This is a genomic window from Coleofasciculus sp. C1-SOL-03 (genome assembly GCF_040220555.1).
Taxonomy (GTDB): domain Bacteria; phylum Cyanobacteriota; class Cyanobacteriia; order Cyanobacteriales; family Coleofasciculaceae; genus Coleofasciculus.
Map to the genome: position 1 here is coordinate 12,704 of NZ_JAVJUO010000070.1, position 21,188 is coordinate 33,891.

A 21,188-nucleotide genomic window follows, 5' to 3' on the forward strand; every position below is an offset into this window, starting at 1 on the left:
GGGGAGTGAAATTGGCACTATTAAGTAAAATAGGACGCTATAAACCCTTTCCCCCGCCCATATTCCTTATTCAATTTCCCAATCGTCTTCTACCATGTCTAAACACTACCACCTCCGCTTTGGACTTGCCGCCGCCGCGATCGCATTCAGTTTTCTGTCGGTTGAGCCCGCCTTGTCCGATAGCCTACCCAAGCGTCAGCAGACGAAGCAGTTAGTCGAAGGATTATACACCAATAACCTAGAAGCGGCGACCTTTTTTCAACAAGGCGTCACACGCTATAACCGCAGCGACTTCAAAGCTGCCGAGTTAGCCTTTCGCAAAGCCCTCCAGGAAGATCCGTTTATCCCGATGGCACGGTATTTACTGGGGAATGCCCTATTTCAGCAAGGTCAAATTGACTCAGCGGCTGAACAATACCGCATGGCGATTGGTCTTGATCCGAATATGCCAGAGGCGCATTACAATCTGGGCTTAATGTTATACCAACAAGGCAATATCGAGGAAGCGATTAGCGCCTATCAACAAGCGATCGCCCTTGATCCCAATTTAGCCGCCGCTCGTTATAATCTAGGCTTGGCATTAGAAGCCGTCGGTGACACTGAAGCAGCGCTGAGTGAATACACAGAAGCCGTTCGTCTCAATCCCAACTCGGCGGTTGCTAAGTATAATCTGGCATTACTCTTAGCCAAACAAAACCAAGTCGATTCTGCGATCGCGGCACTACGGCAAGCCCTTCGCAACGATTCCCAATTCGTACAAGCCCATTATCAACTAGGATTGCTACTGGCTCAACAAAACCAGATTACTGAAGCCAAAAATTCTTTTCTCAGAGCAACCCAAATCAATTCCCGATTTGCACCCGCTCACTATCGACTGGGGCTAATTTTTCTGCAACAAGGGGATGTAGAAGAAGCCATTCGCAGATTTGATTGGGTGACGCAGATAGATCCTGACAATGTGGATGCTTATCGTCAATTGGGAGCCGCACTGATTAAAAATGGCGAATATGAGCAAGCGATCGCGGCACTGGAACGCGCCATATCACTCGATCCTTACGATTCGCTGGCGCACTACAATTTAGCCGTAGCGCTGCATCGCAATCAGCAGTATGAGGACGCGATTTCCGAATATCAACAAGCCATTCTACTCAACCCCAAACTATCACTCGCATTTTACAATCTGGGGATTGCCCTCCAGCAAGTTGGGCGGGGACAAGAGGCGGTTTCTTTCCTGTTAGAAGCGAGAAATTTGTTTATTGAAGAAGGAAATTTGGAGAAAATTGATGCGGTTGATCAATATCTAACCCAACTGAATATTTCATCAACTCCATCACCCAATTCCTTCCAGCCAATGCCTGCAATCACTGAAGAACCTTAGAAGATAGGAAGGAGGCAAAAGGTTACACTTGTCCTCCAACCCAAGGCAGTTTAATGCAGCTGTAGGGGCGCACAGACGTGCGCCCGGTTTAAGTAGTGGACTGACTGTTCCCTGTTCCCTAATCTCAACCGTTAATTTTAATCAACGTCCACCTATTTAATCGCCAAATATAGCACTACGCAAACACGTTAGGACATAAGTTTATCCCAAAAGGCAACAGGGAACAGGCAACAGGCAACAGTAAAAATGTCCTAACCTGCCTTGGTAAAGCTATATATTCCACAATTTTAGCTGTATTACGTCAGTGGTTTAAGCGTCAATAAGAATTCACCCAAGCTTGACAAATGGTGCGTTACGCTTCGCTAACACACCCTACATTTGAATTACTACCTTCACCACAACAGTTATTCAGTAAACCCTATTTATCTTGACATAATGCTTCGGCTGTGGTTGGAATAGAGCAATCAGGCTAATGGTCGGCTGAGTTACTTTCCCTCAATTTTGCCTACAATTGCATAGGTGAAAGGAAAGAGTCCTACGCTAGATAGTTGCTTGCGCTAGATTGTACTGTTATATCAAAATTGCCAGTATCCTTGGAGTTCTATTCATGTCCGTAGAATCCGCTATCAGCGAAGCTGCCATTGAGCAGAATCTGGAACAATTTCTCTTGGTGCTGTCGGTGTCTCTCAGCGTCGCCACGGTTTCCCGGATTTTTCCGTTGTTCCGTAAAATCCCCTATACCTTGCTTCTGGTTATTGTCGGCTTGGGTTTAGCCTTTGTCGATGTGCGCCTCGTCAACCTATCCCCGGAACTGATTCTAGAGATTTTCCTCCCTCCCCTCCTATTTGAAGCCGCCTGGAATATCCGCTGGCGGGATTTGCGGCGGGATTTAATCCCGGTGATTCTGTTTGCGGTGGTGGGGGTGGTGATTTCGGTGCTGGGAATTGCCTTTACCATTACCCAATTTACCGAATTACCCCTGGCGATCGCCCTATTAGTCGGTGCAAGTCTGGCAGCAACTGATCCCGTATCCGTCATCGCCCTATTTCGAGAATTGGGGGCGGATAAACGCCTGAAAACCCTGATGGAGGGGGAAAGCTTATTTAATGATGGTGTCGCTGTCGTCGCCTTTCTCTTATTAGTCGGTATTCCCCTCGGTACGCAGGAATTTTCTCTATCCACCACCGTCGCCCAATTCTTTACTTTTGTCGGAATTGGTATTGGTGTCGGTTGCTTAATCGGGTTTGGTATTTCCTTTCTCACCCAACGCTTTGATTTACCCCTCGTCGAACAATCCCTGACGTTAGTTTCTGCCTATGGCACTTACCTAATTACCGAAGAACTTGGCGGTTCTGGCGTAATTGGTGTAGTTACTGTGGGGTTAGTGCTGGGCAACTTTGGTTCCCGGATTGGCATGAATCCCCGCACCCGCTTAATTGTCTCCGAATTCTGGGATTTTCTGGCATTTTTTGTCAACTCAATTGTCTTTCTCCTCATTGGTGACCAAATTGATTTTCCTCGCCTGGGACAAAATCTTGGCTTAATTGGCGTTGCCATTGGCGCCGTTCTCTTCACCCGTGCTATCTCAATTTATGGCTTGGCGACAATTAGTAATGCACTTGTCAAGTCTGATATAGGTTGGCGACAGCAAACGGTGTTGTGGTGGGGAGGATTACGGGGTTCGGTTTCCATCGCCCTAGCCTTAAGTGTTCCGGTGACTTTGGAGGGACGACAAGATATTATTGGCACGGTGTTTGGTGTGGTACTGTTTACACTTTTAGTTGAGGGATTAACCACCCAATTCCTCCTGGAAAAACTGAATTTAATTGGTGATCAACCTGTGCGTCAGAAATATTCTGAGGCAATCGCCCGTCGTGTGGCACTCAATCGAGTCAAAGGCTATTTAGAGTCAGCCACGACGAAAAACGAAATGAATTCAGAATTTTGCCAGTACCAGATAAAACTGGTTGATGGTCAACTTGAAAATATTCAAACTGAGCTTGACAAATTACTCCATCATCATCCTCAGTTACAAAACTTAGATATGGAACAACTGCAAGAACGAATGGTTGATATTGAGGCGGATACCTACGCTGAATTTATCCGCGCTGGACGTTTAACTGAGAATCTCTCTCCCTTACTCCAGGAAGCCTTAATTGAAGCTGATGAAAAGCTGATTGAGAGTGACTGATACTGGATAATATAGCAAAAGGCAGAGGGCAGAGGGCAGAGGGCAGAAGGGAAAAGATTGACTGGTCAAGGTTTGGCGCACCTTCCTTTGTCCTAATCGCCTTGGCGACTGCGATAGTTTGAAATGTACCAGACGCGCTCGCCATAGCGGTTAGGACGCATTTTATGGTAGAGACGTTGCATGCAACGTCTCTACAACAGTTCGGAAAGTCCTAATCGATGTATCTATTGCTATACTTCCTGAAATGACTTATTGATCCGATACATCCTCTTCTATTGTCCCTAAGCTAACCACTTCATCTGCTTCAGTTGCCAATTCCAGTAACTTAGCGGCTGCTAGTAACCGAGAACTTTCTGGATCACCAATCGCCTGCATTGCAACAGAACGGGTTCTCAGACGAGAGGCTAGGGAATGAAGTACTTTTTCCCAACAGCCGTCTCCTAGCTGGAAGATTTGATCAATTAGGGCTTCAACTTGGTCATCTGTCATTTATGAATTCCTCAATCGTGTAATTGATTGGATACATCTAGGTACATTCAAGTTTGACATATTTATGATTGATCAGGCAAACATCTACTCTTAATATTTATAAATGATCAGCAACTTGTTTGCGCTTGCCCATTGTTGCTTTTTTGGACTAAACAAATGAAAATAATACTTTTGAGCCTAACGTTATTATTCTTAATTTTTGGCTTCTCTCCTGCTCAAGCTGAAAATTTGCCAACACTTGCTCAGAATGGCGTTGAAGTTCAGCAACTGAGCAAGTCACCGTTAAAGCCGTTAAAGTCGTACTTTCTGAATGTTTTAGGTGGGGGATCACGACAATCAATTAAGCTTGACTCACCCGCAACCCGACTGATTATTTATGTTCAGCGCGGCGAAAAGCCGATTCGCTGTGGTGATTGCACGAAAACCTATAATTGTATCCCAGGAAAGCCGCTAAAAATTAATGTCGATCCCGCTACACCGATTAAAAAAATTTGGGCAGAGAATCGTTATGAGAAACTGGTGCGCCTACGCCTAGACGTTCTTGAAGAAGTCAGCAACCCAGAACCAGAAAGCCGTAATCAGTCATAAGTTTACCTCAACAGAGGCTTGAAACCATTGCCCATTGCCCATTGCCCATTGCCTATTGCCTATTGCCTCTCCCCACCACAAGACTTATTCAGCAGACCCTATTTAACCAATCCGGTTTGAGGCAAGTTTATCCGCCCAACGAGTGGTTTCAGGTAATCGATATTTCGGAGTGCAGCGTAGGACATAATCGATCGCCGTAGGTAAGCTGATCCGATGACCTGGAGACACATAAAGAGGCTTCACCCCAGTTCGCGATCGCACGACAGCGCCAATCACCTCTCCCCGATGTCGCAAGGGTTGCCAATTTCCTTTCTCTGGGGGTAGTTCCTCATGCTGACCAATTAATCGCGACTTCGCTACCCCAATCGTGGGAACTGTAATCAATAATCCTAAATGACAAGCCAAACCAAAGCGCCGGGGATGGGCAATTCCTTGACCATCACACAAGATTAAATCAGGAGTTATCTTAATCTCAGATAAAGCATCCAGTACCACAGGAACTTCCCGAAACGAGAGAAACCCTGGAATATAGGGAAACGTTGTCGGGCGACGTGCGATCGCCTGTTCGATCAGTTGCAATTCCGGAAAACTCAAAACCGCAACGGCGGCGCGGGAAATCGCATAATTGTCTTCAAAACCCACATCCACACCCGCGACATAGTTAACCTCACCCAATTGATCCGAGGTAATAATTTCACGACTGAGTTGGTTTTGAATCGCCGTCGCTTCCTCAACCGTCAGAGTCCACGAGTGGCGTTGATAAATTTCCATGTTGATAATTACTAAGTAGTCGGACAAAAGAAAACAACACGCCCACTAAGTTTTGTCAACAAGCCGCCAACCCTTACGGTTCTCCGGGAGTTATGGTGATAAGGAAAAGTTATTAAATTTGGTCAAAGGCTTGCTGGATAAGGATTTTCCTGTTCCCTGTTCCCTGTTCCCTGTTCCCTATTCCCTGTTCCCTTACAAATGACAAATGACAAATGACAATCCTATTTAGTCCTGAAACACCATAATTGTCCCCGAATAACACGCCACCCAAACCTGATTCGTTTCTGGATCATACGTAATTCCAATCGGATTGGCATTGGTATTCACCGTTTGCTGAATTGACATATCACGGGTACGCACTTTACTCATGGTATTCGAGTGATAATTCACCACATACAGAAATTCACCATCATCGGATATATCCATGCTACGCGGTGCATTCCCAGTGGCAACTTTGCGTACAACCTTACCTGTAAATAAATCAATTTTAGCCACCGTTCCTTCCCCATTTAACGTGGCGTAGAGATACTGACCACCTGGATCAATACTTAAATGACGTGGCGAATTCCCAATATTTTTGATCCAGTCAAGGGAAAAATCATTTAAATCGACAACCGCAATATCATAAGACCCCATCACCGCCACATACGCTTTTTGGGACGCCGCATCAACCGCAATCCCACGGGGATAGCGACCCAATTTAATCCGCCGCACTTCCTGATTTTGCTGAATATCGACAACACTTAAATCCCAACTACACCAATTACTGACTAGGGCAAATCGATTATCGGGGCTAGTGGCGACAAATTTAGGTACAGACCCGACTTCAATCACTTGGTCAATCGCTAAACTATCGGTATTAATGCGATATAAAAAACTATTGTCTGTTTTTTGCGAGGGGCTACATTTGTCACTCCCTGGATTATTAAACCCTGAACCATACATTTGGTAATTAGACACCCAGGCATATTTTCCATTATCGGAAAAAGCCGCTTCTACAGGAGATCCTTTATAGGTTCCGTTCCCCTTAGAATGTCCGTATTTCTCCAAATTCACCGCATCGGCAATGGTTTTGACCAAATCATATTGGCGGTTATACACCGTAATCGTGTGACTGTACATCATATTCTGAGCAAAAAATAAACCCCGACCGGAATGCACGATAGATTTGGGGGAAATTTTGCCAGAAATGGTGTGTTTGAGCGTCATCTGGCTGGACTGACGTTGCTCATCGTTCTTTTTTTTTTCGCTGTCTTCGTCAATAAAGCTGTCCTGATTAAAGGGACTATTGTCGGAATTTTCTGTCGGTGTAGCGAACGAATCTTGATTCAAAGGAATCCTATCGTAATTTTCCTCGGGTTTGATGAATGAGTCCTGAGTAAAAGTACTCTCGTCAGCGCTTTCCTCGGATGTAGATTGATTTAACTCCGAAGCCGAAGACTCAATTGGGGATTCTGTTGTCGTAGCAGAGGGCAATTCTAATGCCGCTTTGGTGTTAGCCCCCACCATCCCATCTACGGTTAATCCTTTAGCTTTTTGATATTGAATTACAGCAGTTTCGGTTAGGTTGCCGTAATACCCTGTAATCGGTCCGTCATAATACCCCTGTGCTTGTAAAGTTCTCTGTAGCGCCGTCACATCTGAATTGCGACTCCCGCGCTTGAGAACTAAACCAGGATTAGCGAATCCCATTCTATCCTCTGTCGCTTCCGTTGAGGGGGCAGTTTGTGAGGCGGATGCAATTGGACTTGATTCCAACGCCGCACGGGTGTTGGGTCCGGCAATCCCATCTACGGTTAATCCCTTAGCCTGTTGCAGTTGAATCACAGCCGCTTGGGTCGTTGAACCATAGTACCCGGTAATCGGTCCGTTAAAATAGCCCGCCACTTGTAAATTGCGCTGGAGAGAGGTGACTTGAGAATTGCGATCGCCCCGTTGGAGAATAAAATCGGGTCGGGCAGATATTAGAGGTTTCTCCGGTTCTGGTATGGGTGACTCAAACTCTAGAGGTGTATCAACACTCGTATCCGTTGCTGCGGCGGAGTCAGACTCTAATCGGGCAGTAGTATTCGCCCCAACGATACCATCCGGGCTAAGTCCATTGGCTCTTTGAAATTGGATAACAGCGGCTTCGGTTAAGGGTCCATAGTACCCGGTAATCGGTCCATTAAAGTACCCCTCAGCTTGCAGCGTTTTCTGAAGAGTCGTCACCTCAGCCCCACTATTTCCTTTCCGCAACGCTAAAACGGGACTGGCTAGGCTAACAATGAACAGCGCCATGCTTAAGAAGATAAAGGGAATCCAAGCCGCACTCAGGGGCTTTTTCCGGTCGAGTTCGGGGATGAATAAGCTGGAACTGGCGGGGGACTTGGGTTCGGAGGTTGCCAATGCTTCATCAGTGACCGCCACATGAAGGGAGGCAGGGTTATCCATAATTCTCTATTTTCTTAGCGCATTCTCCGTTATCCTATACCAGGAACTTTGATAAGGGCTACCCCCTAGAGCGTTAGTTAGGTCATTTGCCAGGAATTGAGAAATATTTACAGAACTTAATAGAGTTGGTTATTTCTAGCAACCGATTGATTGTTACAAAAATTTAAATCGGTAAACATTCTCAAGGCTGTGAGTCAACCGAGCATTTTTTCAGTGGAAATTTTCCTAAGATAGTTAACGAAAAACCAAATACTGCTCATTTATTGTGAAGAATTGTAGAGATATTGATCACATCAAAGTCAAATTTTCCTGATTGAAATGGCAGACGTAGATGTCAGTGATATTTTGCTCGCGATCGCGGCGCGGGTGAGTCAAAGCTTGGATACAATTGAACGGGACTGTTCCCAGAATACTCAAACTCTTCTTAAACAAGTGGCTAAACTGTTGCAAACCGAAATTGAACTGACGGCTGAGGCTTCGGTTCCAGGGTTGGGTGATGTAGCCGCTAGTACAGAAGGAGATTTTTCAGTTGATGTCGGCATTCCGGGAGTTGGTAAAATAAAGGTGAATCAGGAGGAAGGATTATCATTTGTTGCTCCTTTAATTGGTAAGATTACCGCGAAGGCAAAAGCCAGTCCCGAGTTTCGGAATAAATTAAGAGGATATTTGGCAGGATCGCCAAGGCTCTTGGTTTGTGATCAATCCAGTTTTGGCAGAAGCCGAGGAATTCCAATCATGAGCGGATCTTCCGGGAGCAATAACCAGAAATCATTACGAGAACTTGCCTGGGCGATCGCCATGTCCGAGGGTCAGTTTTCCCTGATTTTGGCTCACTGTAACTACCTTAGTCTGCGATCGCGATCGGTGCAACAACTCCAAGAAATCTGCGCTGTACCGATTCGAGAACTTGTCCTGCATCCGTCTAACCAGCGACTTTACTCCACGATTCAACAGGAGGTAGCGACACAAATACCATCGGCGTTGATGGTATTAGGATTGGAATCCGTTGACAACCTCGATTACCTGCTCACTTCAATGAACCAAGTGCGGGAAGAGTTTCGCAAAAACTGTCCCTTTCCTTTAGTGATTTGGGTTAACGATGGAATCGTGCGAAAGCTGATTCGGTTGGTTCCAGATATTGAGAGTTGGGCAAAGCGCACGGTGTTGACTTACCCACCGGAAACCCTGATCCATGAACTACATCAGAACACTAATGCTTTATTTACAAACGTTTTAGACTTGGGCATTAGTCCATTTTTAGCCAATGATGCCATCTTAGGTAGGGGTGTGAGTGGGGAAATTCAAGCCGCTTTGCAGGAGGTGAAAAACCAAGGGAGAGATATACCAGAAACCTTACAAGCGAGTTTAGACTTTGTTTGGGGTCGAGAGGCTTATGGTCAGGATAAAATTGATCTGGCATTAGCACACTATCAGCACAGTCTTGCCTTTTGGCAGCAGGTCAAGCATTTTCTGATCCGGTATAGTTTAGTTGCTACAAAAAAGCTTTTTTGGACGCTGCTTTTGGTGTATTACATCACGTCCGAAACCCCTGTCGCCGGGGATTTGCCACCCCAAAAGCCAACATTGAGAGAAAAAGAGGGAGTGCTACTGTTTTACATCGGGTTATGTTATTGCCGCAAAGCCGAGTTAGATAAAGCCCAAAGTTGTGATCATTGGTACAAAGCCTTGTTTTATTTTCAGCAATGCATTGATGGTTTTGAGCAGGTGGGGCGTCTTGATTTAGTGGCTAAATTTATTGGTCAACTGGGTGAAGTGTGGCGACGCTTAGAAAATTGGGATGAGTTGTATAAACTCGCTCAAAAAGCCCAGCGATTACATAAAAAGCATGGCAATCCGGCGTCACTGGCTCAAAATTATGGCTTTTTCGCCGAAGTCGCTTTGTTCGAGCACCAGGGGAATAAGGCAAAGGCGTTCGTCAAAAAAGCGTTGCAACTCTCAGAGGCGACGACGGAGAAACAGCATCATAGTTGGTATCTGTTACTCCTAGCGCGATCGCAGCAACAATTGGGACAGGTTCAGGAGGCGATCAAAACTCTAGAAACCGCGAAAAAGGCTGAACCGGAAAATAATCCGCTGCTTTATATTCAGATTTTGAATGAGTTACGAAACCTATACTACCAACAACACCGCTATCTCGAAGCCTTTGACGTTAAACAATGTCGGCGCTCCATCGAACAGCAGTTTAATTTCCGAGCTTTTATTGGTGCGGGACGTTTGCAATCCCGACGACAGGCAAATTCTGCCTCAGGTAAGTCCGAGCATCGGGAGACTGTGGCTAGAGAGATTTTGGCTTCCGGTCGAGAAAATGATATCAAACGTTTAATTGCCCGAATTGGCAGCACTCAGCATAAGCTAACGGTGATTTACGGTCAATCAGGCGTTGGTAAAAGTTCCTTAGTCAATGCTGGTTTACTCCCAACTCTGAGGTATCAGAATATTGGTACAGATATTCGCGATATTTTAGCCGTTCCACTGCGGGTTTACACGGATTGGGTGAAGAGTTTGGGCAAGTCACTGTTTAAAGCGCTGGAGAAACGAGGAATTACTTTATCCGCTATACCGGATTCAGCCGCTACTCTAATCGAACAACTAACTCAAAATGGAAATCACAACCTGCTAACCGTTCTAATTTTTGACCAGTTTGAAGAATTTTTCTTTATTTGCAGTGAATCTGAGCAAAAAGAACAAATTTTTGAGTCTTTGATCGAAGCGATTAATGCGGGAACCCAATTGAGCCAAAACAGTACATTACTCTCCAATCAGGAGAGTTATAAAGAGATTAAGTCTCAAGTTGTAGCCGCACTAAAACAGTCAATTTACTGGATAGAAGAAAGCAATCGCTTAGAAGGGCATAAAAGTCTTGTATGGGATGTAAGTGTCTTAAAGCATCAGGATGGTCAACCCAAAACCCTTGCCTCAGCTAGTTATGACGGAACTGTAATACTATGGAAACCAGATGGCGAATTAATTCAGGAAATTAAAGCCCATGAAGATAGAGTATTGAGCGTTAATTTTTCACCAAACGGTCAGATACTAGCGACAGCCAGCTTTGACAAAAAAGTTAAACTATGGAAAACTAATGGTCAAGGTGGTTTTGAAGACTTCCCTTACAAAACTATCCTGGGACACAACAAAGGCGTCTATGATGTTAGTTTTTCACCCGATGGCAAAATAATTGCCACTGCTAGTCGAGATAAGACTGTGAAATTGTGGTATTTAGACGGTAGCTTTATCCATACACTTGAAGGTCATGACGAAGGCGTTAATAGTGTAGCTTTCTCACCCGATAATCAGATTATCGCTACAGCCAGTCTGGATAACACCGTGAAACTCTGGCAACGTACTGATGAGGATAAGTTTGAAAGCATTCGCGATAAGACACTTCAAGGGCATTCAGATATAGTCTGGGCTGTCAAGTTCAGTCCTGATGGTAAAATGATTGCCACAGCCAGTAGAGATAATACAGTTAAACTTTGGTCTCTTGATGGTCGTGTTGCGAGAACTATTAAAGGTCATAAAGATTCAGTATTCAGCATGAGTTCGGGATCAGGTTTGGAGTGTGGCATTCTCACCAAATGGTAAAATTATTGCCACAGCCAGTGATGATAAAACCGTGAAACTCTGGAACCGGGATGGGAGTCTCCTCAGAACTCTACCCGGACATCGTGATGGCATTAGAGGCGTGAGTTTCTCTCCTGACGGTCAAACGTTAGCGTTAGCCAGTGCGAGCAATACTGTCATTTTGTGGGATTTACAGAAAATCCGCAAATTAGATCGGTTAGATGAACTACTGACATACGGCTGCGATTGGCTGGAGGATTATATCAAGACGAACCCGACGATGAAACCTAGCAATGCTGACGACGCGACTAACCCAAACCCCCCGTTGTGTCAGGGGATCAGCACTCCAGAGTAAAGGGGCTATCGCTTTGTTTGACGCTCATGTACAATTAGACAAATTCTAGACAAATTACTAGGCGCGATCGCATTGATCATTTAGAATATATAAAGGTCAATTACCCTAGAGGTTACTGCTGCATCATACCAACCAACCGCCTGCAAACACCTCTAAACCAAACAGGCAAGGCGGTCAAGGGAAATTTTAGTGGGTTTGTGACTTCTACCCTCCAGTCCTGAGTCCAAAACCTAGTCTGGATAATCGTTTCAGTCATCGATGCGACTGAACAATTTTCATAGAGAAAATTAGCAAACTTGAATCCATTAACCATGTTAGTGTGATTCAAGTTACATTTAGGGAGTGCAACCAATTACCCAGACCAACGGAAATTATCACGTTACGGTCAATCTACCTATCACAATGCACTACCTTAAAATCGTGGATACTAAAAATTAGTTTCTTTCCATGAGGGGACTTTTCGTATGCAAATACAAAATACCATAGAGCAACTCCCTGAAGGCGGAATGGGCATTAAAATTATTTCCCAGATAGCCGATGAGATCAGATACATTCGTACCCGAGACCATAAAAATTGTTTGTTCATCAGCAAAGCCTATGACCAAGAACCTGTTAACAGACTCCCGAAATGCCACCAAAAGAATTTATTTGCTCGGTTAATTTGTGTCTGCCAACGTCTGATTTTGATGTTGGTCAATTCCTATCGCAGAAACCGGACGAAGTCTCGTTATCGAAACCTGAGGCTTACCGTCAATAGCGACCTAAATTCTGTAGAACAAATTTTAGAGTGGTATGGACAGCTTCAGCATTTACCCATTCCCCAACAGGTTTGGCAATTAGGTCAAATCGCCCTGGTTGAGGCATTTACAAATGTTGTTCGTCACGCCCACAAAGGCTTATCCCAATCAACTCCCGTTGACTTAGAAATCACGGTATCCAATCATCGTTTAGACATGAAAATTTGGGACTATGGACAGCCTTTTGATTTAGAAGCCAAGTTGAAAGAAGTTTAGCCACAAAATGATTGCTCATTTAGAGTTCCCCAGTCTCTGGGTTTTAAAACATTGTTTCTTTAGTAATCATCAAGACTAAACAGACGACTGATAAACCGAGTTAGGGTAAAGAATTGCCGATGTAATCCCGCCGGGTGAGTTTAATCTATAAGCCTCATCTGGCAACTGGACATCCCCCATCTCCATCACTGCTGTCCCCATCTCCAGTTTCTGAGGAGATAAGTAGAATCATCTTGTACTTCCTCATCAATGATAGTATCGTTGTGTTAGGGTGACTCCTAGAGAAAAATGCAGCGATTGAAAAAATTACTCCATCTATTCAAAGATTCTTGTGGGGACAGTACATTTCTGGGTGCGATTGAACAGGTTGAGGGCATTGTCTCCAAGATTTTGTCAGTAGTGATGATTGCTGTCATCTTGGTGGCAATGTTCGATCTGATCATCGTTCTCTCTCAACAATTGCTGGTTGAACCCTTCGGTTTCTTTAATGAAAGCTTGTTTGAAGTTTTTGGGCTATTTTTAAATGTTCTGATTGCCCTGGAAATTCTGGAAAATATTACGGCTTATCTGCGGAAGCATGTTGTTCAAGTTGAACTGGTTATCGTCACGTCCTTAATTGCTGTTGCTCGTAAAATTATCATTCTAAATCTTGACAAAACCGAGGGCATTGAAATTATTGGTTTAGCCTTGGCTATTCTATCACTCTCCATCAGTTACTGGATTATCCGCCGCACTACGCCAAAAAAACCTCATTGAATTGGTTATTGTTCATTGTTCATTAGTCATATCATGTCAGCCTAAACAGTTATCATTTTATTTTGCCCTCTGTACTTCTGTCTTACATAACCTAATTTTGACTTAAACTATGACTCATTTCTTCCAATTTGAACAAGATTTCGTCGATTCCTTACGCTGCATTCCTATGCAGGTACGGATGAAATTAGACACCTGTGGCGTCAAACTTAAATTAGCCCACTGGCATCAATTTACTCAACAAGAACGTCAGGCATTAGTGGAAATGCCTGCAACTACAGCCCCAGAAAGCCAAGCCTATCAGCAGTATTTACAAAACTTAGTGACGAACTATACGGGGAAACCTGCCTCAGAACTGGCGATTGATCCGAATCCAGCTTGGATGGATGCAACAACAATTCCTGAGAATGTTCAAACTAAAGCCCAAGAATTTGATGTTTCCCTCACCCTTGAGGAGTGGCAAGCCTTAACGCCTGCCCAGCGCTTTGCCCTGATTAAGCTGAGCCGCCCTAGTCATGAAAATCGAAACTTTTTGCCTGCACTTAAAGAGTTTAAACTCATTTAAGGGTTGTGGGGAGGTAGGGAAGCTGGGGAAGCTGGGGAAGCTGGGGGAGCTGGGGGAGCAATGATACATTTTCCCTCGACAGAGGGTTGAAACCATTGCAAGAAAGCCTATTCCCTATTGCCTCTCCCCACCACCAGACTTATTCAGCAGCCCCTAATTTAATGCCTGATGATTTAAGGCATCAGAAATCGACGATTGAGAGGATCGAACCGTTGCATCTACCTGCTTTTGATAAACATTTGAACAACAGTACTGCTGTAGATTTGGTTCAATGGGAATTTCAATCACAAACTCTGTTCCCTGACCCGGTGATGAAAGGCACTTGAGATGTCCACCATGCTTTTCCACCACGATTTGATAACTAATCGATAAGCCTAATCCCGTACCCTTGCCAACGGGTTTAGTGGTAAAGAAGGGGTCAAACAGTTGCTGCTTCACTGAATCAGGAATACCGACGCCATTATCCCCAATCCGAATCGCAATCCAGTTTTCATTAATTACCTGGGTACTCACTTGAATTGTGGGGGGGTTGGATGAAGTCCCGTCGCCCAATTCTCCTTTCTCTACTCCTTCTTCTAAGGCATCGATCGCGTTACACAAAATATTCATGAACACTTGGTTCAATTGTCCTGCATAACAGTCGATTAAGGGTAAGTCGGCATAGTGCTTGACGATGTTAATCCCGGTTCGTCCCCCTTTAGCTTTAATGCGGCTTTGCAGAATCAACAGGGTATGATCAATGCCTTCATGAATATTCACGGCGGTTTTATCGGCGCGATCCAGATGGGAGAAATTCCGCAGCGATCGCACGATTTGATAGATCCGATCTGCCCCTACTTTCATCGAATGCAGTAATTTCGGCAAATCCGTGGTAATGAAATTCAGATCGATTAGCTCGATATGCTCTTGAACTTTGGCTGAGGGATGGGGACTGGATTCCTGATAAAGTTCGAGTAACTCTAATATATCCTGAAAGTATTGCTCGGCGTAATTCAGGTTCCCATAGATAAAGTTAACCGGGTTGTTAATTTCGTGAGCTACCCCAGCCACTAATTGCCCCAAACTCGACATTTTTTCCGAGTGGACAAGTTGAGCTTGAGTGTGCTTGAGCTTTTGCAGGGCGTCTTGCAGTTGCTGAGTCTGTTGTTCTAACTTGGCTTGCGATCGCCGCAGTTGATGTTCGGCTTGCTTTCGTTCCTTAATTTCTCGTCTGAGTCGCTGATTGACTTGTACCAGTTCAGCCGTGCGTTCGGTAACCCGTCGTTCTAAGTCATCATGAGCATTTTGTAGCGCTTCTTGTGCCAGTTTGCGTTCAGTGATATCGCGGACGACTTTCGTAAACCCGCGCAGTCGCCCTTTCTTGTCATATAGGGCTGTAATCACTGCATTTGCCCAAAACTTTGATCCATCCTGACGAACTCGGTAACTTTCGTCCTCAAATCGACCGTTTTCTGCTGCGATTTTTAGGGCTTGCTCCAGTTTACCTGCCTGAACATCTTCGGGTAAATAAAATCGAGACACAGATTCGCCGAGAATCTCGTCTTCTTGATACCCATTAATCCGTTCAGCCCCCTGATTCCAACTAATGACCCGTCCCTCTGGGTCTAGCATATAAATGGCATAGTCTTTCACATTTTCCACCAGACAGCGGAAGCGTTCTTCACTCTCTCGTAGGGCTTCCTTGGATTGCTTGCATTCAGTTTGATCGCGCACTACGGCGTAAATCAATTGATTTTCCGGGTGGATGGAAGCATTCCACAACAGTGATTTGTATGATCCATCCGCACAACGACAGCGATTTCTAAACCGGATTGATGCTGTCGGATTATGGGTAAGGGTTTCTAGCTTCGCGATCGTTAATCGTTGATCGTGTGGATGAATCAAATCCAGCCAAGGTTGCGCTAAAAGTTCCTGATTAGTAAAGCCGAGTATTTCCTCCCATCGGGGATTAAGTTGCTGAAAATGACCATCTTCCCCCAACACGCACAGCATATCCAACGAGAGCGTGAAAAAAGGATCGGAAGCCTGACTCCCGGTGCTTGGGGTTGGCGGTAAGAAATTTAGCATTTTATAGCTGGGGCTTTATTATTGGAACTCTTAATCTTTATTTTTCTGGAGATCAAGAGTTGTAGATGCGGGTTCCCCGGTTATTGGTTCGTCTCCTTAAGGTTAAGTTTAAGGGAGTTTAGACCTAGCGATTCGCTTTAACGATTGGAATTTCTATTGGGTATGATTAGTTTTTTCTATAAATCAACCAGAGCCGTTGGTCAAGGGCGCACATCGGTGATTGGCGTCAACTTAACGGTTAACTGGGTGGTTGTCTCGGCGATCGCGTTTGGCTAGATGCCTGGATTGAGCCTTGGTACATCAAGGGTTTGGCACGTCAGCACAATAATTGTAGCATAGCTGACATCTTTCTTCACACTAGGATCAGTAGGTCGGGGGAAAGCTGGGGAAGCAATGTTCCTTTCCGTGATGCCAGAAGCGTCTGGAAGCTGGGGAAGCTAAGTTTGACCGCCTGTCTTTTGACAAAGGTTTGCTGCTTTGCCACAATCAAAAGCCGACTATTAAAGTTTCAGTCTCCCATGTCCAAAACCTCTGCTCACCACCACAAGCCTCAAGTGTTAGCCATTGGAATTGCTCCACTGGGCATCGTATCGATTGGGATTGTCCCTATGGGGGTAATTTCAATCGGGTTTGTTCCTATGGGAGTATTGTCCTTGGGTTCTGTCGCCATGGGCGTCTTCTCGGCTGGGCTAGTGTCTATGGGGACGGTAGCTGTTGGCTTTCAAACAATGGGGTTAGTGAGTATTGGTTCAATGGGTATGGGAAATATTCGTATTCCTCTCGGCGCTGAAGAATCCCCCTCTCATCCTCACAACCCTTCTCTTCCCATGCCAAACCAACCCGATCATGATTCTCACTAAGTTGTCATTGGTTATGCAAAACTAAGAAATGTTAACTAGTGCAGCGCGGCGGAAGTAACTCTCCAGTTAAAAAAGGTGCAAAGTCTTATTGTATAAGCTTTCTCCCCTCCTGCCTCCTGCCTCCTGCCTCCTGCCTCCTGCCTCCTGCCTTCTGCCTCCTGCCTTCTGCCTCCTGCCTTCTGCCTCCTGCCTCCTGCCTCCTGCCTCCTGCCTCCTGCCTTCTGCCTTCTGCCTCCTGCCTTCTGCCTTCTGCCTCCTGCCTTCTGCCTTCTTGTACTAGCCTCAAACCCTTACTGTTGCCTGTTGCCTGTTGCCTGTTGCCTAATCTCAACCGTTAACTTTACTTTTGTCCGCCTACTTATCGGTGAAACGGTATTAACAATAGCGGCAAACATGATCCTAAAAACCAGATCAATAAGTACAGATAAGTCTGGTTAGGTAAATGGATTTCAGTTAAGAGCGCTTCTATCCGTTCCTGAAGACGATTTTTAGGTGCAGTACAGCTAAATGCCGCACAGACACTTTCAGAATGCATCAGTGGTGTACTGACAACCGTCAACAGGGATTCCGCTAATAGTAAAAAATCAACCCGTTGTGCTGCCCATTGATCGGCTCTGATTTCTCGTAACAGTAATAGTTCTTGCCATAGCGCTTCTGTATTGCTTAACCCATAAGAAAATTGCCGCATCCAGCCTAACCAAAAGAACCAAAATGTATCCCGATAATAAAAATGCCCGTCTTCATGGGTGAGAACTGCTTGCAAATGATCAGCATCCAGCGTCTCTAATAAGCCTTGACTCACGACCAGTTCCGGTTGCCAAAATCCGACTTGAGCGCTAAACACTAAGGGTGTATTGAGAAGGCGGATACGTCTGTCATGAACAGTGTGCTGGGGATAGGTGCGAACCTGTTGCCAAGAACGCCATCCAGCAAACGCCAGTTTCAGCCCTGACACTCCCACATATCCCAAGAACGCGCCAGCTACTCCATAACTGAACCAACCCTCCCAGCGCCAAACCATTTCCCCTTGGGGTCCCATGCAGACGATCGAGATGGCTGTCATGATCAGTAGCAGTGGCCCAAACAAGAACTTGCTTAAGGCATTTTGCCAGCGCTGGGGATAACTGTCCTCGTTTCTCGACCAACTGATTCGGGTGAACCAAGCCACGGCTAAAGCACTCAGAATTAGGATGAGATGGCTCATTGTGCCTCCCTTGCTGCGCGGATGGCTTGCAAACGCTGGGCGATCGCATCGAGTTGTTCTAGACTCGCTTGGTCGAGACTATCGGCAAAGGCAGCTATAATATCAGGATTTCCCACTGCCAGGAATTTCTGCAACTGATCATGGGCTTGCAGAATCTGCGCCTGTTCCTGCGAAAGCAAGGGTTGCCAACGAAATGGCCGATCTTGGCGATCGCACCTTAGCCAGCCTTTTTGGGTGAGGCGGCGCAATACCGTGGTTACGGAAGCATAGGCTAATTCTCGGTCTGGGTCAGCCAAAATTCGTTCGTGAACATCTTTGGTGGTGACTGAACCGAGTTGCCAGATAATCTCTAAAATTTCTGCTTCCAACGGACCCAGGGAGAGGTGTTTAGGACGGTAACTGGGCATGGGAACCATAATATAGATATGCCATTAAAATCAGGGGATTGGATACCCAGTTTACCGGAATTGGACAAACAAACAAATGACAAATGACAAATGCCATAGACTAATAATGATTCCCTACCTTACGATGGTGTACCGCCGTCATCGCATCAGTTTGAGACACTCGACCCGCCGAAACGGTGGCATAAATCGTCCAGTGATCGCCACAATCTAAGCGGCTTTTCACTTCACATTCCATATAGGCTAAAGCGTCAGCTAAAATCGGAGAACCATTGCTGGCGGCATAGGTTTTAATTCCCTCAAAACGGTTCGCACCGGGGGGGAAACGCTTGAGGAAATGCTTCATTAGTCCTTGATAATTTCCGGCTTCTAGGACATTAAGAACAAAGCGATCGCCTACATACATGAACGACTCGATCGCCCGATCCTTGGCTACCGCCACAGACACGCCCAGGGGTTTAAATGAGGCTTGTGCTACCCACGACGCCACCATTGCACTGTTAATATTGCCCTTTTGGGCTGTGATAATATACAGTCCACTGCTGAGTCGCCCCAAGGCTTTATCCAAATCACTATCCAGGGACTTACTTTGCTTAATCGTGCGATCGCGTGACAGCCATTGTCCTAAATCGGTTCCGGCTTCTTCACATAACTGATAAACCTGTTCGTCGGGTGTATCTTTGACTAAAATCGGCGCAAATCCTGGCGTTAGTCCTAAATCCCGGAACTTATTCACCAACAGATACGCGGATTCACTCTCACCCGCCCCCGATTCAAACACACCAAAGGACTGCTTTGGATTCGTCGCCCCCAAAATTGTCCCAATCGCAGTTTGGGCGACAGCAGCCACGTCTCCCGTTGTTGGCGGTGTCCCAATCACCACCCCAGAGGCGATACTCATCAATTCCTTAATCTCTTGCGGATCAGCCGATCGCAAGTCCATCATATCTACTGCTACACCCGTTTTGGTGATTCCATGGGCAATCGCTTGGGAAAGGCGATCGCTATATCCGTAATCGGATAGGTAAAATACAGCAACCGTCGTGTCTGCTTTTGCTTGTTCCTCACTCCAGCGCCGATACCGTCCGGTGAGTTCATTCAAGTTGTGATAGAGTAAGGGTCCATGACCTGTGGCAATGGTGGTAATTTCAGGTAACTTGTCCATCCGTTTTAGGGCGGATAGCACCGAACGGGCATTGGGACCCATTAAACAGTCATAGTAGTATTTAAAGTCGTTTTCGATCAGGTCTATGTCTTCATCGAAGGTGTAATCATCACAATAGTGCATACCAAAGGCATCACAGGTAAATAGAATCTGGGTTTTGGTATCGTAGGTGAATATCGTGTCGGGCCAATGGAGATTGGGCGCAATGACGGCTTCTAGGACATGTCCATGTCCCAAATCGATGCGATCGCCATTTTTGACGATTTGCGATTGAAATGGCTGATTCACCCAATTTTCTAGGAACTGAATCGCCACTTTTGACCCAACCACCGTAATATTGGGGGCAAGTGCCAAAATATCTTTAACTAAGCCACTATGATCCGGTTCCGTGTGGCTAACCACCAGATAATCTAATCTGGTTGGGTCAATTAATCCTGTCAGAGTGTCCAGATAGAGTTGGCGAAACTTTTCATGGGAGGTATCCACCAACGCTGTTTTTTCACTCTGAATCAGGAACGAGTTATACGTCGTACCATTCTGTAGACCAAATTCTATATCAAAGCGATCGCGATCCCAATCCAGCGATCGGATTGCTGTGGTATCCGGGGCAATTTCGGCGGTTTGCATCGTCAACCGACGCTGAATTCCCTCTGCTACGGCGACCATCGGTTGTCTCCTTTCTTATATCAACTTCATTTACTCAGCCTTTTAATTATCTTTACATATAACTTCAAGCTTTGAGATTTAAATCATTTATACAAAAGATTAAAACCGTATTCAGCAAGTCCTAGACAGACGAGGTGCGGTTCGATCGGGTGATGAGTTAGGCTCGATCACAAAGAAAGGGCGGGAGGAATGAACAATGAACAACGAACCATGAACATATAATCTCCCGTACCGCTTCTAAAAACCTAGACAAACCTACCCACAAGTAATTCTGTCTTGGTATAAGTCCACGGTGTAACTTTTGGTCGATAACCGTTAACGCTTGCGCTTGGCTGATACCCGGCATTGTTGCTCGATATCAGCCTTAACCAACGGTTCCCAGTTGGAGACACTATAGTAATCGTGCCTACGATTAACTACAGGGCATCGACCCATAAAATTATTCAATTGATATAGAGCGCTCCATACGTGCTTTCTCGGATTCACTCCGAGATAGGCGGACACAGAGCGCGGCAATCTTTCACTCAAATGCATTCCTCTTCTGGCAATTGCCAGAGCCGCTGCCACATCAGATGATAGTCCATACATCCGACTATATTTAACCAATCCGATCAAACTCGTATAAGCTGGATTGACCAACTGATGAGCTATTCCTCGGTTGGATAAAATCGATGACAAGATTTGATAAAAACGACTGTATGCCC

General features: G+C 45.5%; 17 protein-coding genes and 1 pseudogene. 9 read left to right on the plus strand and 9 right to left on the minus strand.

What is annotated here, in order from left to right; all coding sequences use genetic code 11:
- Positions 1 to 94: 94 nt before the first annotated feature.
- On the plus strand, positions 95 to 1,378 hold the full coding sequence (locus tag RIE73_RS11245) for a tetratricopeptide repeat protein (protein ID WP_446401248.1): 1,284 nt from the start codon (positions 95 to 97) through the stop codon (positions 1,376 to 1,378).
- A 607-nt stretch (positions 1,379 to 1,985) separates the two neighbouring features.
- Positions 1,986 to 3,569, plus strand: a complete 1,584-nt coding sequence (locus RIE73_RS11250; RefSeq protein WP_446401249.1) for a cation:proton antiporter — start codon at positions 1,986 to 1,988, stop codon at positions 3,567 to 3,569.
- A 249-nt stretch (positions 3,570 to 3,818) separates the two neighbouring features.
- Here the strand turns inward: RIE73_RS11250 and RIE73_RS11255 are convergent, their stop codons facing one another.
- Positions 3,819 to 4,058 carry a hypothetical protein gene (locus tag RIE73_RS11255; RefSeq protein ID WP_446401250.1) on the minus strand — a complete coding sequence of 80 codons (240 nt, stop codon included), beginning with the start codon at positions 4,056 to 4,058 and terminating at the stop codon, positions 3,819 to 3,821.
- A 156-nt stretch (positions 4,059 to 4,214) separates the two neighbouring features.
- Between RIE73_RS11255 and RIE73_RS11260 the strand changes: the two genes are divergently transcribed.
- Entirely contained in the window at positions 4,215 to 4,646 is a 432-nt protein-coding gene (locus tag RIE73_RS11260) for a hypothetical protein (protein ID WP_446401251.1), read from the plus strand.
- Positions 4,647 to 4,748: 102 nt separating this feature from the next.
- Here the strand turns inward: RIE73_RS11260 and nfi are convergent, their stop codons facing one another.
- Together nfi and RIE73_RS11270 are read right to left on the minus strand one after the other, a co-directional pair.
- Complete coding sequence (gene nfi, locus RIE73_RS11265; protein ID WP_446401252.1) at positions 4,749 to 5,417, minus strand: deoxyribonuclease V; 669 nt, start codon at positions 5,415 to 5,417, stop codon at positions 4,749 to 4,751.
- 225 nt (positions 5,418 to 5,642) lie between these two features.
- On the minus strand, positions 5,643 to 7,850 hold the full coding sequence (locus RIE73_RS11270) for a peptidoglycan-binding protein (protein ID WP_446401253.1): 2,208 nt from the start codon (positions 7,848 to 7,850) through the stop codon (positions 5,643 to 5,645).
- Between the two features lie 318 nt (positions 7,851 to 8,168).
- Here RIE73_RS11270 and RIE73_RS11275 point away from each other — a divergent pair, with 318 nt between their 5' ends.
- From RIE73_RS11275 to RIE73_RS11295, 5 genes are all read left to right on the plus strand, one after another.
- Positions 8,169 to 11,453: an nSTAND1 domain-containing NTPase gene (locus RIE73_RS11275; protein ID WP_446401254.1), complete on the plus strand. Its 3,285-nt coding sequence runs from the start codon at positions 8,169 to 8,171 to the stop codon at positions 11,451 to 11,453.
- Positions 11,431 to 11,787, plus strand: a complete 357-nt coding sequence (locus RIE73_RS11280) for a WD40 repeat domain-containing protein (protein WP_446401255.1) — start codon at positions 11,431 to 11,433, stop codon at positions 11,785 to 11,787. The genes RIE73_RS11275 and RIE73_RS11280 overlap by 23 nt, the downstream gene beginning before the upstream one ends.
- 464 nt (positions 11,788 to 12,251) lie before the next feature.
- Positions 12,252 to 12,800 (plus strand): ATP-binding protein, encoded by a 549-nt coding sequence (locus tag RIE73_RS11285; RefSeq protein WP_446401256.1) that lies wholly within the window; start codon positions 12,252 to 12,254, stop codon positions 12,798 to 12,800.
- A 288-nt stretch (positions 12,801 to 13,088) separates the two neighbouring features.
- Complete coding sequence (locus RIE73_RS11290) at positions 13,089 to 13,556, plus strand: phosphate-starvation-inducible PsiE family protein (protein ID WP_446401257.1); 468 nt, start codon at positions 13,089 to 13,091, stop codon at positions 13,554 to 13,556.
- A 109-nt stretch (positions 13,557 to 13,665) separates the two neighbouring features.
- The gene (locus RIE73_RS11295; RefSeq protein WP_446401258.1) at positions 13,666 to 14,118 is read left to right on the plus strand and encodes a nitrate reductase associated protein; all 453 of its coding nucleotides are present in this window, start codon (positions 13,666 to 13,668) and stop codon (positions 14,116 to 14,118) included.
- A gap of 153 nt (positions 14,119 to 14,271) precedes the next feature.
- On the opposite strand, the gene RIE73_RS11300 is transcribed toward RIE73_RS11295, so the two are convergent.
- On the minus strand, positions 14,272 to 16,185 hold the full coding sequence (locus RIE73_RS11300) for a PAS domain-containing sensor histidine kinase (protein ID WP_446401259.1): 1,914 nt from the start codon (positions 16,183 to 16,185) through the stop codon (positions 14,272 to 14,274).
- A 518-nt stretch (positions 16,186 to 16,703) separates the two neighbouring features.
- On the opposite strand from RIE73_RS11300, the gene RIE73_RS11305 reads away from it, so the two are divergent.
- Positions 16,704 to 17,045 carry a hypothetical protein gene (locus tag RIE73_RS11305; protein WP_446401260.1) on the plus strand — a complete coding sequence of 114 codons (342 nt, stop codon included), beginning with the start codon at positions 16,704 to 16,706 and terminating at the stop codon, positions 17,043 to 17,045.
- Positions 17,046 to 17,130: 85 nt separating this feature from the next.
- On the opposite strand, the gene RIE73_RS11310 is transcribed toward RIE73_RS11305, so the two are convergent.
- The 5 genes and pseudogenes from RIE73_RS11310 to RIE73_RS11330 all read right to left on the minus strand — a co-directional run.
- The gene (locus RIE73_RS11310; protein WP_446401261.1) at positions 17,131 to 17,331 is read right to left on the minus strand and encodes a hypothetical protein; all 201 of its coding nucleotides are present in this window, start codon (positions 17,329 to 17,331) and stop codon (positions 17,131 to 17,133) included.
- A gap of 72 nt (positions 17,332 to 17,403) precedes the next feature.
- Positions 17,404 to 18,249 carry a M56 family metallopeptidase gene (locus RIE73_RS11315; protein WP_446401262.1) on the minus strand — a complete coding sequence of 282 codons (846 nt, stop codon included), beginning with the start codon at positions 18,247 to 18,249 and terminating at the stop codon, positions 17,404 to 17,406.
- Positions 18,246 to 18,665: a BlaI/MecI/CopY family transcriptional regulator gene (locus RIE73_RS11320; RefSeq protein WP_446401263.1), complete on the minus strand. Its 420-nt coding sequence runs from the start codon at positions 18,663 to 18,665 to the stop codon at positions 18,246 to 18,248. The genes RIE73_RS11315 and RIE73_RS11320 overlap by 4 nt, the downstream gene beginning before the upstream one ends.
- Before the next feature lie 91 nt (positions 18,666 to 18,756).
- Positions 18,757 to 20,484, minus strand: a complete 1,728-nt coding sequence (locus tag RIE73_RS11325; protein WP_446401264.1) for a diflavin flavoprotein — start codon at positions 20,482 to 20,484, stop codon at positions 18,757 to 18,759.
- A 315-nt stretch (positions 20,485 to 20,799) separates the two neighbouring features.
- Positions 20,800 to 21,188: pseudogene (locus RIE73_RS11330) on the minus strand (hypothetical protein); the annotation flags it as partial.